This is a genomic window from Endoryza foliicola, from assembly GCF_050589245.1.
In the GTDB taxonomy this organism is placed as follows: Bacteria; Bacteroidota; Bacteroidia; order Chitinophagales; family Chitinophagaceae; genus Endoryza; species Endoryza foliicola.
The window spans coordinates 603,974-621,415 of record NZ_JBOBEW010000002.1 but is presented as its reverse complement, the minus strand read 5'-3'; the positions used below and the strand labels follow the sequence as shown (position 1 = coordinate 621,415).

Annotated in this window: 15 protein-coding genes; 6 read left to right on the top strand and 9 right to left on the bottom strand. The window is 39.4% G+C overall.

The features are described 5' to 3' along the window. Positions 1–13 precede the first annotated feature (13 nt). Positions 14–295, top strand: coding sequence for a DciA family protein (locus ACQ2HE_RS06850; protein ID WP_430897101.1), 282 nt, complete (start codon positions 14–16; stop codon positions 293–295). Here ACQ2HE_RS06850 and ACQ2HE_RS06845 read toward each other — a convergent pair. The 3 genes from ACQ2HE_RS06845 to ACQ2HE_RS06835 are packed head-to-tail and all read right to left on the bottom strand — an operon-like array spanning position 292 to position 3,036. Then, positions 292–1,341 (bottom strand): ABC transporter permease, encoded by a 1,050-nt coding sequence (locus ACQ2HE_RS06845; protein ID WP_430897103.1) that lies wholly within the window; start codon positions 1,339–1,341, stop codon positions 292–294. The two genes, ACQ2HE_RS06850 and ACQ2HE_RS06845, sit on opposite strands and share 4 nt — an antisense overlap. Before the next feature lie 3 nt (positions 1,342–1,344). Further along, complete coding sequence (locus tag ACQ2HE_RS06840; protein WP_430897105.1) at positions 1,345–2,478, bottom strand: BT_3928 family protein; 1,134 nt, start codon at positions 2,476–2,478, stop codon at positions 1,345–1,347. A gap of 9 nt (positions 2,479–2,487) precedes the next feature. Beyond that, on the bottom strand, positions 2,488–3,036 hold the full coding sequence (locus ACQ2HE_RS06835; RefSeq protein ID WP_430897107.1) for a DUF1599 domain-containing protein: 549 nt from the start codon (positions 3,034–3,036) through the stop codon (positions 2,488–2,490). Positions 3,037–3,114: 78 nt separating this feature from the next. On the opposite strand from ACQ2HE_RS06835, the gene folP reads away from it, so the two are divergent. Next, the gene (gene folP, locus ACQ2HE_RS06830; protein ID WP_430897109.1) at positions 3,115–3,945 is read left to right on the top strand and encodes a dihydropteroate synthase; all 831 of its coding nucleotides are present in this window, start codon (positions 3,115–3,117) and stop codon (positions 3,943–3,945) included. A 46-nt stretch (positions 3,946–3,991) separates the two neighbouring features. Here folP and ACQ2HE_RS06825 read toward each other — a convergent pair whose 3' ends face one another. Together ACQ2HE_RS06825 and ACQ2HE_RS06820 are read right to left on the bottom strand one after the other, a co-directional pair. After that, positions 3,992–4,939 carry an FKBP-type peptidyl-prolyl cis-trans isomerase gene (locus ACQ2HE_RS06825; RefSeq protein ID WP_430897111.1) on the bottom strand — a complete coding sequence of 316 codons (948 nt, stop codon included), beginning with the start codon at positions 4,937–4,939 and terminating at the stop codon, positions 3,992–3,994. 65 nt (positions 4,940–5,004) lie between these two features. Next, positions 5,005–6,012 (bottom strand): DHH family phosphoesterase, encoded by a 1,008-nt coding sequence (locus ACQ2HE_RS06820; protein ID WP_430897113.1) that lies wholly within the window; start codon positions 6,010–6,012, stop codon positions 5,005–5,007. A gap of 122 nt (positions 6,013–6,134) precedes the next feature. On the opposite strand from ACQ2HE_RS06820, the gene ACQ2HE_RS06815 reads away from it, so the two are divergent. Then, on the top strand, positions 6,135–6,551 hold the full coding sequence (locus ACQ2HE_RS06815) for a nucleoside-diphosphate kinase (RefSeq protein ID WP_430897115.1): 417 nt from the start codon (positions 6,135–6,137) through the stop codon (positions 6,549–6,551). A 28-nt stretch (positions 6,552–6,579) separates the two neighbouring features. On the opposite strand, the gene ACQ2HE_RS06810 is transcribed toward ACQ2HE_RS06815, so the two are convergent. After that, entirely contained in the window at positions 6,580–7,527 is a 948-nt protein-coding gene (locus ACQ2HE_RS06810) for a TraB/GumN family protein (protein ID WP_430897117.1), read from the bottom strand. Between the two features lie 66 nt (positions 7,528–7,593). On the opposite strand from ACQ2HE_RS06810, the gene ACQ2HE_RS06805 reads away from it, so the two are divergent. The 3 genes from ACQ2HE_RS06805 to ACQ2HE_RS06795 are packed head-to-tail and all read left to right on the top strand — an operon-like array spanning position 7,594 to position 13,401. Further along, positions 7,594–9,552 (top strand): DUF3857 domain-containing protein, encoded by a 1,959-nt coding sequence (locus tag ACQ2HE_RS06805; RefSeq protein WP_430897118.1) that lies wholly within the window; start codon positions 7,594–7,596, stop codon positions 9,550–9,552. A gap of 10 nt (positions 9,553–9,562) precedes the next feature. Then, positions 9,563–11,464 carry a DUF3857 domain-containing protein gene (locus tag ACQ2HE_RS06800; protein ID WP_430897120.1) on the top strand — a complete coding sequence of 634 codons (1,902 nt, stop codon included), beginning with the start codon at positions 9,563–9,565 and terminating at the stop codon, positions 11,462–11,464. Positions 11,465–11,466: 2 nt separating this feature from the next. Beyond that, a complete protein-coding gene (locus ACQ2HE_RS06795) occupies positions 11,467–13,401 on the top strand; it encodes a DUF3857 domain-containing protein (RefSeq protein ID WP_430897122.1) in 1,935 nt (644 codons plus the stop codon). Here the strand turns inward: ACQ2HE_RS06795 and ACQ2HE_RS06790 are convergent. The 3 genes from ACQ2HE_RS06790 to ACQ2HE_RS06780 form a co-directional block, all read right to left on the bottom strand. Continuing rightward, complete coding sequence (locus ACQ2HE_RS06790) at positions 13,398–15,323, bottom strand: menaquinone biosynthesis decarboxylase (RefSeq protein WP_430897124.1); 1,926 nt, start codon at positions 15,321–15,323, stop codon at positions 13,398–13,400. The genes ACQ2HE_RS06795 and ACQ2HE_RS06790 overlap by 4 nt on opposite strands. A 102-nt stretch (positions 15,324–15,425) precedes the next feature. After that, positions 15,426–16,265 carry a DUF6089 family protein gene (locus ACQ2HE_RS06785; RefSeq protein WP_430897126.1) on the bottom strand — a complete coding sequence of 280 codons (840 nt, stop codon included), beginning with the start codon at positions 16,263–16,265 and terminating at the stop codon, positions 15,426–15,428. Positions 16,266–16,360: 95 nt separating this feature from the next. Further along, positions 16,361–17,380 carry a mandelate racemase/muconate lactonizing enzyme family protein gene (locus tag ACQ2HE_RS06780; protein ID WP_430897128.1) on the bottom strand — a complete coding sequence of 340 codons (1,020 nt, stop codon included), beginning with the start codon at positions 17,378–17,380 and terminating at the stop codon, positions 16,361–16,363. Positions 17,381–17,442: the final 62 nt, after the last annotated feature.

Genomic DNA, 17,442 nt, shown 5'->3' with positions numbered 1-17,442 from the left:
TTAATTTTGGGCCATGTCGGAGTTTTCATTAGGTGACGCCATTCAACAATTCTTGAACAAAAGTAAGATCAAGACATCGATTCAAGCTATTCAAATAGAAGATGCTTGGGAACAGATTATGGGCAAAACCATCGCAAAATATACGGAGAGCATAAAGATTCAAGGGCATACTCTTTTCATAAAAACTCCGGTAGCTCCTTTGAAACAAGAACTGTTGTATCAAAAAGAGAACATAATAAAAAGGGTCAATGAATGGTTGGGCCAAAATCAAATTTCGGAAGTAGCTATTCTTTAACCCAATCGAATTCTGGGATCATTCCAAGCATTTAGAAGATCAGCAACAATATTCATTAATACAAAAAATAAGGCTGATACAAGAACAGAACCCATTACCACAGGGAAGTCAAGCTTTTCCAATGCATCTACAGTTACTTTTCCTATACCTTTCCAACCAAAAATATACTCAACAAAAAAAGCACCCGCTAGCAATTCGGCAAACCAACCGGTTGAAGCTGTTATAACAGGATTGAGCGCATTTTTAAGGGCATGTTTCCAAATAACCTTTTGAGCGCTAAGACCCTTTGCTATTGCTGTTCTGATAAAATCTTGTTGCAAAACATCCAGCATAGCAGATCTTGTGAGTTGAGTAATTATCGCCATTGGACGAATTCCAAGGGTAATGGCAGGCAAGATCAAATTTTTTAGTTGAAGATGAGTACCAAGAAAAGCATCTGTTTCATGCAAGCTGCCATTCATTGGCAGTCCTATATAAGGAAAAAGAAGGAACCCTACCAAATAGGCGATGATGATACCAATAAAAAAGGAAGGTGCCGAAATACCAATAATTCCGGTAAAAACGGCGGAACTATCAACCCATGTACCTTTATACCTTGCGGCCAATACGCCAAGAGGTATTCCAATAACACATGCCAAAAACATAGCCGTAAGGGCTAATAAAAAGGTTCCCGGTAAGGCTTCGGCAAGAACAGTACCCACCTCTCGCTTTGACTGATAGGAACGTCGCAAGTAAGGAAACTTTAATACAATTGACGATTTACTCGTTACGATGAGGCTAAGGTAGTTCGCCCTGTTTCTTAAGGTTGAACTATCGTACCAACTGACGAAAGACAAATCGTTTACATACAGAACCAATTGTTTCCATTTTGGTTGGTCTAAGTAAAGTTCCTTTCTAATATTTTGTTGGGTAGTTGCATCGGCTCTCTGTCCAAGAACTAACCGAGAAGGATCTCCAAAGCCTTGAAATAGTAAGAAAACAATTAACACCACTCCCATCATCACCAAACAGCCATAGGCCAACTTTTTGACGAGGAAGTTGATCATAAATTAATATTGCTTATAGATCTTGCGGATGGTTCTAATGGCATCGTCAATATCGGCATAGCTCCATTTCTTAACAATTGTATCCTTATTCATTAAGAAGATGGTTGGATTTGCTCTTGCAGCCGTTTTTATGGCAGTAGCATCGCAGGTAAAAGGTGCTACTTGATAAAACAATCCGGGAGGTTTTTCATACAATTCTTGTAAGGGAACACTTGTTATCAAAACCCCTGGAATTCCACCTTGATGCGACGATTCATAGATCAATTTCTCTGCCTTTGGAATCCAGTCGCCTTGATTGTAATTTTCTCTCAAGAAAAAGAAGACTTTATAACCTTCGGCATTCAAAATAGTTTCGGTTGCAGGTTGTCCTTGTTGATTGGTGAGCGAAAAATCTTTAATTGCGGGCACCGCGTCACCTTGACGAATCAGTTTATCATAGCGACGAACAAATTCATAAGTAGTATCATTGAAGTCTTCAGGGAACTTATCGGCTGTGAATTCAATTTCTTTCCCTTTGTTCTTGTACACAAAAGTAATAACAGTACTATCAGGCTTTGCACCGGGAGGTATTTTCATGCCGCCTAGAATATTTATCCCTTCTTTGTAGGGCAAACAGTCAACTACAGGAAGGTGCAACAATGTGTACCACATGAAAGAAAAGCTGAAGACTGCACTAAAGAATAGTACCAATACATTGTTCATGGTTGAGAACAACGGTTTGAACTTGTTTCTTTGAGAAAATAGTAGAAGTATCAGCCCAGTTAGTACCAAGTCTTTAATGAACGATTGCATAGCAGTTAACGGAATACAATTTCCGAAACAACCACATTCCTTTATTTTTCCGGAGATTACGGCGTATCCGGTTAAGAAGGTAAAAAACACAATCAGTAGCAGCAATAACCAGCTAAATAAACGCATTTGCCAGCCAACGATCACAGCAACTCCAGCAATAATTTCAAAGCCAATCATTGCAATCGATAACGCTAAAGTGTATTCGTTGAATTGGTGCAGGTTCCAAACCTCAAAAAACTCCTGCATTTTGTAGCTCAAGCCTAATGGATCATTGGCTTTCACCAAACCGGAAAAGATAAACAGTAGCCCTACTACCCATCGAATGATCATCCAAACTGCTTTCATAAAAAGTAATTATGGTTTATGTTTTCCTTCTTCAATCAGAATCAATCCGAATACCGAATAATTAATAATATCAACGAAATTCGCATCAATGCCTTCGCTAATCAGCGTTTTACCATCATTGGCTAAAATTTGCTTGATTCGTAAAAGTTTCATCAAAATCAGATCAATAAAGCTTTCCTGGCTCATATCTCGCCATGCTTCTCCATAATCATGATTTTTATCAAGCATCACTGATTTTGCGAATTCAATTTTTGTATCAAACCAATGCTGTACCTTATCGATGGGAAGATCTTCCATGCTTTCGCCATTTAATTCTAACTGGATCAACCCAATTACTCCATAGTTCACAATGCCTTTGAATTCACTGGTGATACTATCTCCAACTTTTTGAACTTGCGTTTGCTGAAGTGTTTTGACACGTTGGGCTTTGATGAAAATTTGATCAACAACCGAAATAATTCTTAAAACGCGCCAAGCGGTACCGTAATCACTCGCTTTTTTGACGAAAATGTCTCTGCAACCCTGTACCGCCTTATTATACTGATCAATTGTACTCATAAAATATACTTCTCCCGTTCAAATTAAGTTGGGTATGGAAATAAATGTGCAATTTTATCGTCCAAAAATAAAGATTCAATGTCAATTTTTAGTTTGAATTGTAAGGGTAAGTTGTTGATTGTGAATAAACCCATGGTTATGGGGATTATTAATTGTACACCGGATTCTTATTTTTCAGACAGCCGAGTTCACAGCCTTCCCGACATTCTCGCTAAAGCCCACCAAATGGTTCAAGATGGAGCCGGGATACTGGATTTAGGTGGACAAAGCACAAGACCAGGAAGTAAAAGAATTCCTGCAAGTGTTGAGATGGAACGAGTAGTTCCGGCTGTCAGGGCCGTTCGTGTGTCATATCCAGATATTATCATTTCAGTTGACACCTACTATTCTTCCGTTGCAGCAGCTGCCTTGGAAGCAGGCGCATCTATTGTTAATGATGTTACCGGAGGCAGTTATGACCCTGAAATACTTGAAGTAGCTCAGCAGTATAGAGCACCCTACGTATGCACGCATTTACCGGGAAATTTGGAATCGATAACGGATGCCATGCAAACCAATCAAGTGAGTGCTGAAGTGCTGCGTTTTTTTGAATCCAAATTGGATTCCCTGAGAAAAAAAGGCCTCAATGATATCATCCTCGATCCTGGATTTGGTTTTGGGAAGTCTGTAGCTCAGAACTATGAACTACTGAAATCTGTTGCGGCTTTAAAAGCTATTGGCGCCCCCTTATTAATTGGAATTTCAAGAAAATCGATGGTTTATAAACCACTAAATATCAGTGCAACGGAAGCGCTTAGCGCAAGTTCCGCTTTACATATGTATGCGTTAGAACGTGGCGTAGATATTCTAAGAGTACACGATGTAAAAGAAGCAACAGAATGTATTACGCTCTATAATTTATTGCAATAAAAAAGGCAACGAAATTCGTTGCCTTTTCTAATTGATATCTTATTGATTAATGACCACCAGGCATTTGCTGCGCCGATTTAGGCATTGTATCAGAAACTTCCACAACTTCTACATCAAAAATTAGGTTTTCGTTTGGCTTGATGTCTTCACCTGCTCCTTGTTTTCCGTAAGCATAGGCTGAAGGAATGTACAAACGACCTTTCCCCCCTTTCTTAAACAAACGCAATCCGTCATCCCAGCCTTTGATCGCACCACGACCACCGATCATAAAAGTGTACGGTTGGCCTGGGTGTTGAAATTTAGGATCAATGCTTGAGTCGAACACTTTACCAGCCATAGTTTGACCAGTATACATTACTGAAACGTACTTACCACTATCCACTTGAGCACCGGTACCAGGATTGGTAATTTCTACCAAAGTTCCTTGGGGCGCAGATTGAACGGTAATATTCTTCGATTTTACGTATGCATTCAGTGTTTCAAGATCTTTTAATTTTTGTTTTTCAGCTTCTTGTTCGGCTTTCTTCATGTAAACTTCCATGGTAGCCTTTCTGTCTGCATCCGCTAAATCTTGGGTAGCAAACAGGTCGATTACTTTGATAGTGAGGTATACTTTGTCTTTCGACTTTAAGAAAGCGGGTAACTGACCACCATTCTTTTTGCGAATGGTATCTGCTTCAATGATCACAACGGCTGAATCCCCTTTTCTAAGGAAAGCAAAAATTTCATTGGGGTTGTAGTCTGGTGTGGCTGCGCTGTCAATAACAACGTAAGCAGGTCCATTTTCAGCAGAACTGAATAAAATTGAATCGCGAACTTTTTGAACGTATTCAAACTTTAGAAATTGTCCATTCTTAGGAAGTGGATTTTTTTGATCAGAAATGATCTTGTACATCAATCCACTTTTAGTGCGTTTAAAACTACCGCCACCATTACATGCAGCAAAACCTAGCACGAACAAGGCAGCCAACGCCATCAAACTGAGTCTTTTCATTTGTTGTTTTTTAATATTTATTGTTGCGATCGTAGAGAAAGATAAAGGTACGCGGTTTTAAGGCGCTACCCCAATTCCTCAGCATAATTCTTGATTACTTGTTGAAAATGATGCACTGTTGATTCAAGGCTGTCGCTGCTTCTACCGCCGGAGGCGTTGAAATGCCCACCACCTTCGAAATGGCGTCTCGCAAATGTATTTACGTCGAAGTCGCCCTTGCTTCTAAAACTCCATTTGCGTTCTTCGTCGCGATCAATCACTAAAGCTGCCATTTTAATACCTTGGATACTCAAAGGATAATTGACCAAACCATCAGTATCACCGGTTTTAATTTGATAGCGCAGAAGATCCTTTTTAGAGATTGCAATCAATGCGGTATTCAATTCATAGTAAACCTCCATTCTGTTCGAAAGTATGTGTCCGATGAATCGAAGGCGATTTTCTAGGAAATTATCATAAACATTTTCGTGAACTTTTGTATGATTGAGCCCGGTAGCCTTCAATCGTGCAACCATTAGGTGAACGCTGGCAGATGCAGCCGGAAATCTAAATGAGCCGGTATCGGCCATCACCCCGGCATACAGTGCAGCTGCAATATCTTGATCTAGTAAATGATCATTTCCACTTTCTTGGATAAAATCATAAATCATTTCGCAAGTAGAGCTCTTCCCGGTATTGCTAATTCCATAGTTGAAATTAGGGGTATCAGGTTCTTGGTGGTGGTCGATTAGAATTTTGGTGCAGTTAGCGGCTGCCAGCAAACCGGCCAAATGCTTGGTACGGTGAAAAATATTGAAATCTAGGCAAAACAGCCATTCCGTATCGTTCAAGATACCTGCAACTTTCTCTCTATTGTGCTCGAAATCAATTACTTGATCCACTCCCGACATCCAATTTAACCATCCGGCCCAATTAGTGGGCGACACTACTGTAACCTGGTGGCCTAATTTTTTGAGGACGGCAGCAAGTCCTAAAGACGAGCCCATGGCATCAGCATCGGGCTTTTGGTGAGTAGTAATAACCACTTTTCGTGGGCTACCTAAAAGTGGGTATAACGCTTGAATTTGTTCCATTTGAAGTTGGCAAATTTGCGGAAATAATGGCCAAATCCCAAATTCAAATGCCTAAATCGACGATAAATTATGAACTCAAGCAAATTGAGTGTAACTTTGCGGCCTAAATTGAAAAACAGACTATGAGTAATCGTACGTTTACCATGATTAAGCCTGATGCCATGAAAAATGGCCATGCAGGAGCGATCCTTGATCGAATCATTAAAGAAGGGTTCCGTGTTGTGTCTTTGAAGCTAACTAAATTAAGTGCTGAAAAGGCAGGTGAATTCTATGCAGTGCACAAAGAGCGCCCTTTCTTTGGCGAATTAGTTGAATTCATGAGCAGTGGTCCCATCATTGCGGCAATCTTGGAAAAAGACGACGCAGTAGCTTCTTTCAGAACCTTGATTGGTGCTACCAATCCGGCTCAAGCTGCAGAAGGCACCATCCGCAAGCTGTTTGCGACATCTGTTGGTGAAAATGCAGTACACGGAAGCGATTCAGACGAGAATGCAGCGATCGAAGGAAGTTTCTTCTTCAGTGGACTTGAAAAATTCTAAATAAAAAAAGAGGCGATGCCTCTTTTTTTTATGGGTTTGCTTCAATTCCTGATTTTACAACATTAGGGATTGGACGAACTGTATACCCCGCATTGCGCAATAATTGCAATACTCCTTGTTTTCCCGGTAAATGCCCCGCTCCTACAGCAATCAAATACGAACCTTTTGGCATGAGTTCTTGTAGCTTCTTCACCCAATTCTTATTTCGATTGAACAATAAAAGGTCCAAGTAGTTCGATGTTCCAGGATCCGATTGAACCGTCATTTTTTCAATTTCGTCTAAATCTTGCTTTTTGTAAACCGATACCAAGGCCTTTGTTTGATCTAAGTAGTAAGATCCACTGTCCACATATCTCATCAATTCTCTGGCTTGATCTTTATAAGGAATACTATCAAAAATACCTGCTTGATAGGCCACGGTTTCCAAGCCGTTGATAACCTTATCATGAGCTTTTGCTTCCTTCATAATTGCCGATTCCATTCCATCTTTTTCTTTACAATCGAGCCCCGATTCGGTAATTAATCCACTAATGAAAAAGGGCTTAAAACGAGTCATCATCGATAAGGGCAGCGGGCTTTTGGCCTTAAGATAGGTTTCCAATTTTTTGTATTCATCTACAGTTAACAGATCTGACAACTTCACCCCGCCTTTCATATTTACATGCTGTAGCATTCCCATCATTTGCATGATATTGTCCATGTCTATCTCAAAATATACCTCATTTACTTTATGAATTATTGTTTTGAGTGAATCGCTTAACTGCGCATCTTCTGCACATAAAACATGCATAGTACCAAAAACATAAGTCGGCGCTTTCAGCCCATTCCCGGAAACCTCCCAAAGCAACGTGTTCACTTTTGAAACTGAATTATTTTGGGCTGCTTTAGGCTTTGCCTGACTGTAAGTGTAAGTACTGAGTAGCAGTAAAAGCGAGAACAGAAAAATAGTCTTGAAATAAATTTTACAAACTTGCATAGACAAAAAATTCGCAGATTTAAAATTATGTATATATTTATCGCGCGATCTTAATTTAAACCATTTATGAAACCTTCCTTTTTACTACTGTGCCTTCTACTGGCAGGGTCGATTGTATTCGGCCAAAAAAAGAACGACAACAAAGATATTCCAGGATACGGTAATATCGAAAAATCAGTTTTAGAGAAAAAAGTATGCGATTTTGACAAAGACGCCGAAGCCGAAGTGCTTTTCGATGTTGGCGAATTTGTGTGCGATGTTGTTGGAAACATCCAGCTGGAGAAACATGTTCGGATAAAAATCTTAAAAGAATCCGGCCTTGATCATGCAAACGTCAAAATTCGTTACCACAGTTATCGAAATGATGAATCGATCATGAAGTTTCAAGCGCATACCTATAATGTTGATGCAAATGGTACTGTGGTGGCAACACCGGTTGACAAAAAGTCGATTATTGAAAAGCCATTAAACAAGAGATATACAGAAATGGTCATTGCCTTTCCTAACGTTAAAGTTGGAAGTGTAATTGAGTATAAGTATATCCATCGTAACCCTGGATTCCCCCGCTGGTATTTCCAAAGAGATATCCCTGTGGATTACAGTCGCCTGAAAACCGATGTTCCAACTCAGCTAGAAATCAATTTAGTTCCTTACTGTAGTTTAGAATACCAAGCTCAAGAAGTACCGGTTAGAGGTGATAGATCTGTAAAGCAATTTAGTATGAGCAATGTACCTGCACTTCGCGACGAACCTTTTATTAGCACAGACGATGATTATTTACAAAGAGTAGATGCACGATTAATTGCGGTAACCCTTTCCGATGGTCGCAGACAGAGTTTGGTACGTTCATGGCCCGGTATCATCAAAGAATTAATGGAGGATGATGATTTTGGAGTTCAATTGAAGAAAAACATTCCAAGAACAGATGACCTTGAGGCGGCATTGCGCACCGTAACAAACCCTTATGAACGGATGAAAACAATCCATCACTATGTTACAAAAAACATGACTGATAATGGATACACTTCCATCTATTCATATGATGGCGTAAAAGCAGCCTGGAAAGACAAAAAAGGTACTGCGAGTGAGATCAATTTGATTCTGGTGAATCTATTGAAGGATGCAGGTTTAGATGCTTATCCTGTATTGGTTAGTACAAGGGAGAATGGTCAAATTAATACATTGATTCCTTCGTTTGAGTACTTCGACAAAGTTATGGCCTATGTTATTATCGATGAGCAAGCCTATGTTCTAGATGCATCGGATAAAAACACCCCAACGCATCTAATTCCTGAAGATGTATTGGTAACCCAAGGTTTGGTAATTGAAAAATTGGAGACCTATCAGTGGGGTTGGAGAACGCTTTGGAACAATAAAGCCTTGAAAAAGAACATGATCATTATTCAAGGAAATGTAGATGATGCCGGAAGTTTAAAAGGTGAAGCAGTAATCAACAGCAATGATTACGCTCGAATTCCAAGAACTGAACTACTAAAGAAGGGTAAAGACGACTATCGAAAGGCTTACCTCACAAAAGACAATAGCGATATTCAAATTTCAGACTTGACTTTTGAAAATGAAACCCATGATTCGTTGCCCCTGGTTCAAAAATTCAAGTACTCAACACCATTGGGAGGATCGGGAGACTACCGATTCTTTAGTGTAAACATGTTTACAGGCTTAGAGAAAAATCCATTCGTAGCGGAAGATCGTTTTAGTGATGTGTTTTTTGGAATCAACCAAAGCTATACTATCATTGGCAACTTCAAAATTCCCGAAGGATATGTGGTGGAGGATGCTCCGAAAAACGTTCGAATGATGATGCCTGATACAAGTATCACATTCTCACGAATTACTGCTTCAGAAAACGGTACAATTTCCGTGCGCATTAATTTGGATTTCAAACAACCCTTTTACTCTGTTCAAGACTATCCAAACTTCAGAGAGTTTTACAAAAAACTTTTTGAACTCCTAAGTGAACAGTACGTAATTAGAAAAAAATCAGCCGCCATACCAAAACCATAATTTTTCGTCCATGAAATATAGTTTTTTGTTCATTTTAGCCATTCTTTCGGGGATGGCTTTAAATGCTCAGGTTAAGCCTTTATACGCAGCAACATATATACCAGATAGTCTGAAAAAAGAAGCAGATGTTGTTGTGAGAGATCAACAACAAGAGCTTATCATTAAGAACCCTGGGAAAGGTACACTTTCGGTTAAGAGAGTGGTAACCATATTGAATGCGAAAGGAAAAGACGAACTTATATTTAGAGGGTTTCAAGATAAGTTCAATAAAGTTGGGGATATAGATATTGACATGTTTGATGAATGGGGCAACTATGTGAAAAGATTAAAGAAAAAAGATCTCTCTAAGTTCCCAATTGGAGATGGTATCAGTATTGCAAATGATGACTATATCATTATTGGTGAATTAACAACCGACAAATATCCGGTAACGGTAGAAATCAACTATACACTTACTTACAACGGCTTCTTAGAATATCCCGATTTTGATTTTCAAGAGTACGATGCGAGTATTCAAAAATCGAGTTTCAAAATCGTTACTTCAAAAAACAATAGGGTACGGTATAAAAACTATCGCTGCAACTTAACTCCATTAATTCAGGAAACGGGCGACAATATCAGCTATTACTGGGCCGTCAACAATGTATTGCCCCTGAAATCGCAACCCGGAAGTGCTAAGCGCGACAATCCGCGCGTATTGATCTCCCCTTCCTTGTTCGAAATGGATGATTATGCGGGCGATATGTCAAGCTGGAAATCATTTGGTAAATGGCAATCAAGCTTGATCAAGCAAACCAATCAGCTTCCTCCGGCTCAAGCAACATTCTATAGAGAATTAGTAAAATCGGCGGGGTCTGACCGTGAAAAAATAAAGATTCTATACGAATACTTACAAAAGAATTTTAGGTATGTAAGCATACAACTGGGTATTGGCGGTTGGAAACCTTTCAGCGCAGAATTCGTTGATGCTAAAAAGTACGGTGATTGTAAAGCCTTAAGCAATTTCATGCAAGCAACGCTGAACGCGGTAAATATCAAGAGTCACTACGCTGTTATCAATGCCGGGAGTGATCAAATGCCGGTAGATCCCGATTTCCCGCAAAGCGCGTTTAACCATGTTATCTTATGTGTACCTCAACCAAAAGATACTATTTGGCTAGAATGTACCAGTAGAACGCAACCTTTTGGAGTGCTGGGAAATTTCACCGAAAATCGAAATGCTTTTTTGATTACTGATGATGGTGGTACAATGGTTTCAACACCTAAAAGCAAAGCAGAGCAAAATACCTATTCTGCAAATTCTGTGATTACATTTAATGAAGATGCGAGCGGTTCGGTTACAACTGTTATGTCAATGACCGGTGAGTACATTTCTGAATACGACCACTATTTATTTGAAGCTGGCGAGCAAACAAGAAAGCAATACCTGATCAATGTTAGAGGGTTCAAGCAACCCGATGAAATGAAACTTGAAAAGAAAGTTGGCACGCATGAATTGTTGGTAGTTGAGTTCCAAGGCGAGTATGAAAAAATTCCAGATTTCAGCACCGGATCTAAATTCTTTTTAAGTCAACGTTTGAATAAATTCTGGGTCGACAATTTGCCAAAAGTCGAAAACCGAACCAACGACTACTATATGGATTTTCCTTTAGTACAAAATGACACGACAGTTATCAAGATTCCAAAAGGATTCATTGTAGACAATCTTCCTAAAAACAACTCTTTCGAGTTCAGTCAAGGTTCATTTAAAGCGCTCTATGCTTTCGACGCAACGAAATCGGAGGTTAGCATTATCAACTTTATTAAAGTAACCGGAAATAAGATTCCTGCAGCAAAATATCAAGAAGCATACGATTTTTTCAATAAGGTATTGAAAGAATTGCAACAGAAGATTGTTCTTAAAAAAGAATAACTATGAGGAAATTATTAATGGTAGCGATTGTTCTACTAAACATACATGCCTATTCTCAGAAGCCTGCTGGGATTCCAGACTATGGCACCATTACTCCGGAAGACATTGCATTGAAAGTTTGCGATTTTGACCCAGATGCTGATGCTGTTGTTTTATACGACTATGCTGTTGCAGTTCCAGGTTCCAATTACGAGTTAATAACAGAGCGGAGAGTTAAGATCAAAATTCTAAAAGAAAGTGGTATCGAAAGAGGCAATATTGTGATTCCTTATTACAGTAAAGGAGATTTTGAATCAATAGCAGCAATTGAAGGGTATGTATACACCATAAGTTCTGAAGGATATCCTACTAGAACTTCCCTGGACAAGAAATCGATCTTTCGTAAACAAGAAAATGATTTTTACAGTACGGTTAAAATTGCCATGCCTAATGTAAGAGTGGGAAGTATTATCGAATATAAGTACGAAGACACAAAAAGAAGCTATTCGGGCCTTGATGAGTGGGAATTTCAAACAGACATGCCCACTCTTATTAGTCATTATCACCTAACTATTTTGCCTTCGGTAGCCTTTCAGTATAGGGTTAAAAAGAGTCCTTTTCTACCAATTGCTATAAAACCAATGCCAGACGAAGGAAAGATTTCTTTCGAAATGAAAAACATTGCTTCACTTAGGGATGAACCCTTAATGGATTCCAAAGAAGATTATCGGCAGAAAGTAGTTTTTCAATTAGCAGAATATCGAAACTCCTTTGGAACGCTGCAGAAGTATGCAACCAGTTGGGAAGAACTTGCCAGAGAATTGAATTCATCAGAATATTTCGGGAAGGAAGTATATCGAAATGTTCCGGGTGCTGATGCATTGATAAAAGAAGCCAAATCAATTGCAGATCCATATTCGAGAATGCTTTTTGTTTACAATTACATTCGTAAAAACTTCGCGCACGATGGATACGGCTCACGCTATGCCAGTGAAACAATGAAGCGAATTTGGGATAAAAAAACAGGTAATGATGGATGTTTGAATATTCTATTGGTCAACTTATTGAAAGAAGCAGGATTAGATACTGAACCGGTATTGGTAAGCGAAAGGAGACATGGAAAAGTAGATCCCTCCTACCCTTTCGAAGATCAATTCAACAAAACAGTTTCTATGACCCTGATCAACGGCAGACCTTATTTCCTAGATGCTATTGATTACAAAACACCGATTGGTTTGATTTCATATCAATTATTAAATACCACCGGTTTTGTAGTATCAAGGAAAAAGCCCATGCTTATAAAACTAGCCGATAGTGAACACTCTATTAAGAACTTTATCGGAATACAATCTACAATCGATAAAACCGGATTATTAAGTGGTCAAGTTTCAATTTCTAGCTACGATTATGCGAAAATCAACAAGCAATTGACACTCGCAACCAAAGGAATGGAAACCTATAAGAACAGGTATCTTTTGAAAGACAATACTGCTTTAAAAATAGATAGTCTAAAATTTAAAAATGAGAACTCTGATTCATTGCCCCTTGAGCAAGCATTTGATTTTTCTTTGGCCCCGAGTGTAAATGGAGATTATTTGATATACGACCTTAATTTGTTTACTGAGTTTTACAAGAATGAATTTGTATCAAAAGTGAGGTTCACCGACATCAATTTTGTAACCAACAATATACTTGCCTATACTCAGGTTATTACAACTCCTTCCGATTTTAAACCCGAGACTTTGCCGAAAAGCATGACGCTACAAATGCCGGATAAAAGCATTGTTTTCACGCGAACAGTGAACAGGGACGCCGCAACTAATCAGATTGTTATACGGTATCGGTTGGATTTTACGCGATTTGTATTCGTTGCAACAGAGTATCCTACGATCCAAGATTTTTACAAAAAGATGATCGATTTAATGAACGAACCATTGGTATTGAAAGTGGTGAATTAATCGGCCACCGCTTCTTCCCCGTACATTTGGCTCTTATATTTGAGCGAAGGCGAGGGCAAGAACTCACCCAAACCAAGTTCAGCCCATTTGGCGTCAACCGCTTCAATTGTTTTATCATCGGCCACAATGATATTCGGCCAGTTTCGCTGGAAATTATCGAATTCTTTGGTTTTAATGGTTCCGTCTAAGCCAATGCATGCATGTACTTTTCCGGGAACTGTTTTTGAAGCAGTTTGCACCATTGTTTGATCTCTTTTGGGATCCATATTGTTACAAAATCGCCAAAGTGCAACTGGCAAATCTCTAGGGTTCACTGTATGTTCAACATAGAGAATCATTTTAACCCCTTCCAATTCAGGAAGCTTCGCTATGTTTTCGTGTAGTTCGCGAACTTCACCCGATTTTGATTTCTTTACAGACACAATCAAACAGGCTATATCTTCTTTCAACAAATCTGCATTGATAGCTACCACTGATTCAAATTTGTTTTCAATAGCGATTGTATCCAAATTTTTAGGCGGGGCTGTATTTAAAACTTGATCGTCAATTTCTTCATCAAATTTGAACGTTCCGTCAATACATATCTTCCCACCAAATCCAAGTTTACTGCAACTGTGATCCAACACATCCATCGGCCCTTGGGAGATGGTAATATCTTGAGCGGGGTTTAAGTTTTTGAACACGTATTGGGCCAATGCCTTATAGTCTTGTATTTTAACCTTTGTATCGGCCAGCACTAATATTTTATTGAACATCATTTGACCGGCTCCCCACATCGCATTCATTACTTTTTGACCTTGGCCGGCATAATCTTTCTGAATTTGAGTGATCACCAAATTATGAAATACTCCTTCAACAGGCATGTCCATATCGGTAATTTCCGGAACCATGGTCATTTTAATTGGAGCAAGGAAGATGCGTTCTGTTGCTTTGCCAAGCCAGGCATCCTCTTGTGGTGGTATACCTACAATAGTTGCTGGATAAATTGCTTTCTTACGATGGGTAATTGCGGTAATATGAAAACGAGGATAAAAATCGGGAAGCGAATAGTATCCTGTATGGTCTCCGAAGGGTCCCTCCCAAATAAGTTCATCAGCGGGATCTACATACCCTTCAATAATAAAATCCGCATCGGCAGGAACTTCAATTTCCGGCTGAGTGATACACTTTACAAGTTCCACTTTCCTTTTTCTAAGGAATCCTGCTAACATGTATTCATCAACATTCTCGGGAAGCGGCGCTGTTGCTGAATAGGCATAGGCTGGGTCTCCTCCAAGGGCAACCGCAACAGGCATTTTCTTTCCCAATTTTTTATATTCTGAGAAATGTTTAGCACTTACTTTGTGTTTATGCCAATGCATACCCGTTAATTGTGGCCCGAATACTTGCATTCGATACATACCAACGTTTCTAGAACCCGAGAGCGGATCCTTTGTATGAATTACGGGTAGTGTAACAAAGGGGCCACCATCTTTTGGCCAACAAGTAATTACCGGTAGTTTAGTAATATCCGGATTCTCAGTAATTACAACTTCTTGACAAGCTCCTCTACCGGAAATAACTTTTGGCATCCAACTGTAAAACTGAGCCAATTTTGGAAGCATCTTAAGTTTATCCAGCATCCCTTCTTTGGGAGCACTCAACATTTTAAACAAACCTTCGATCTCATGTGCAACATCATCAAGGTGATTAACCCCCAAAGCCATACACATCCGCTTTTCACTTCCATAAGCATTCATCAATACCGGAAAATCATATCCGGTATTCTCAAATAAAAGAGCTTTACCACCTCCTGCTGTTTTGCTGATGCGATCTGTTATTTCAGCAATCTCAAGTTTGGGATCAACGTACGATTTTATACGGATAAGCTCCCCTGCTGTCTCTAAAGCTTCTATAAACTGGTCTATGTTTCTAAATGCCATAAGTATAAATTCGGTGCAAAAGTAAAACACCTCAGGCAGGAAATAGTTGAACTTTGTTATTTCTTGGCTAGAATTTATGTAATGAGCAGCATTTTGAATGATTTAGAAGTAAACTCTTGGACAATCAGTGGAAGATCGAGCGGAAGGTGAATAAGTTCTGTTCAATGAAATGATCAAGTGTAAACCGTGAAAATAATACCAGTCTTTCGATACGGCACTGCCCCGAATGGTACCTTCGGCTGGATAGGCTGAAGGCGCCGCCTTAACCTCGTCACCACGAAAAGCGAGTTCTACCGCCTTCAACCCTTTGAAGCTTTGAAGGCGGTTTTGATCAACATAAGTGGTGCTTGCATCGTCGATATAATCTGTAAATGTTTTACGAAACCCCAGTTCATAGGCGATGGTAAACATTGAACTTATCTCAAAACGTACACCTCCACCAAAGGGCAGTGCAACTTGGTTTAACTTGTAAGGAGCCGCTCTTCCGGGAAGTCCCTGTCCTTCTGTAGACAGCGGTTGTAAATAATACCTCGTGCCCGTGCTATCGAAAGTGTAAGGATTGAAATGGAAAAAAGCGATGCCGGCAAACACATACGGAACAATATAAGAATCTTCAGGGTCTAATAAAGACCAATCAGCGAGTAACGCAAGCTCCTGTATTTTTGATTTGAAACTTAGGTTTCGTAATTGATATTGTGGATCATTCCAAAGATCATTGGCCTCCACAACACCGTAGTTGTATTCTACTCGAATGCTTAGTTTTGAACTACTTGAATACATTAAGCCAACACCCAACCCTTCATTTGCAGGATTCAACGAAAAATTCTTCGACTGCAAATCACCTCGATATCCAGTGTACCCAACTCTTGCAGTAAACTTTAAAGGCTGTGCACGGACTATTAGGGGGAACAATGTAATGATCCCAATCAGAAACCTTTTCATAGCAATTGAACTTTGACAATTTTAACCGGTCAACCATATTCAATTACTTTGCCAAGCCGCTGTGTTGTGGATAACTATCAATGTTTGAAATCAAATTATTGATTTTGGGCAATATCGACCCCTAAACCGGGTTTATCGGACAATTCAATTACTCCATCGCGATATATCAGACCGCTTGCCAGATCTTCTTTTAAAAGCAAAGGGCCGTCGGCATCTAAATAGTCTACCATAGGTGATAAATGAACCAATGCAGCCGAACCAATACTCGATTCATTCATACACCCCAACATGACGCTTAAGTCTTTTGAACGAGCATCTTTAATCATTCTAATTGCAGGTGTAATGCCACTGCATTTGGTGAGTTTGATATTGATACCATGAAAATGTCCCACCATTTTTTCTACATCGGATTCAAACACACAAGCTTCATCAGCAATAAGGGGAATGCGTGATAATTTATAGAGTTTCTTCATTCCTTCCCAATCATCTTTGGCTAAAGGTTGTTCAATCAGTTCTACCTTCAATTCTTCTAAAATGGGCAGCAGTTCAATTGCTTGATCAATAGTCCATCCGGCATTGGCATCTACTCTAATACGAGCGTCTGTAGCTGCGCGCATTGCTTGAAGTCTAGGTATATCATCGCTGGTGCCCACTTTTATTTTATAAATAGGCCAAGGTGTTTCTTTTATTTTAGCCACCATGGCTTCCGGTGTATCAATTCCGATGGTATAATCTGTTAGAGGTCTGTTTTTAATATCTAATCCTAGAATTTGATACAAAGGCTGACGCCTGAATTTTCCAAACATATCCCAAGCAGCCATATCGAAAGCCGAAACTAAAAAAGGATTGTTGGGGATAAGGTGATGCAAATAATGCCAATAACGCTCCGGTTCTGTAAAAGCAAATTTGTCGAAAAACATACGTTTTCGTTGCCAATCTTCTAGCATTTTTTCAGCTGTGATGTTATAATAGGCAATAGCGGGAGCTTCCCCGTAGCCACCGATGCCTCTATTATCGAGCTTTATAAAAACACCCGGTTGATGCGTTTTTGTACCCTTTGAAATGGTAAAGGGATGTGCAAACGCCAAATTGTAAGTTTGAACATGCGAAATCATGACATTGAATATACTAAGAGTTATTATTTATCGTTATCTAGGAGTTATTAGCACTAAAGTAG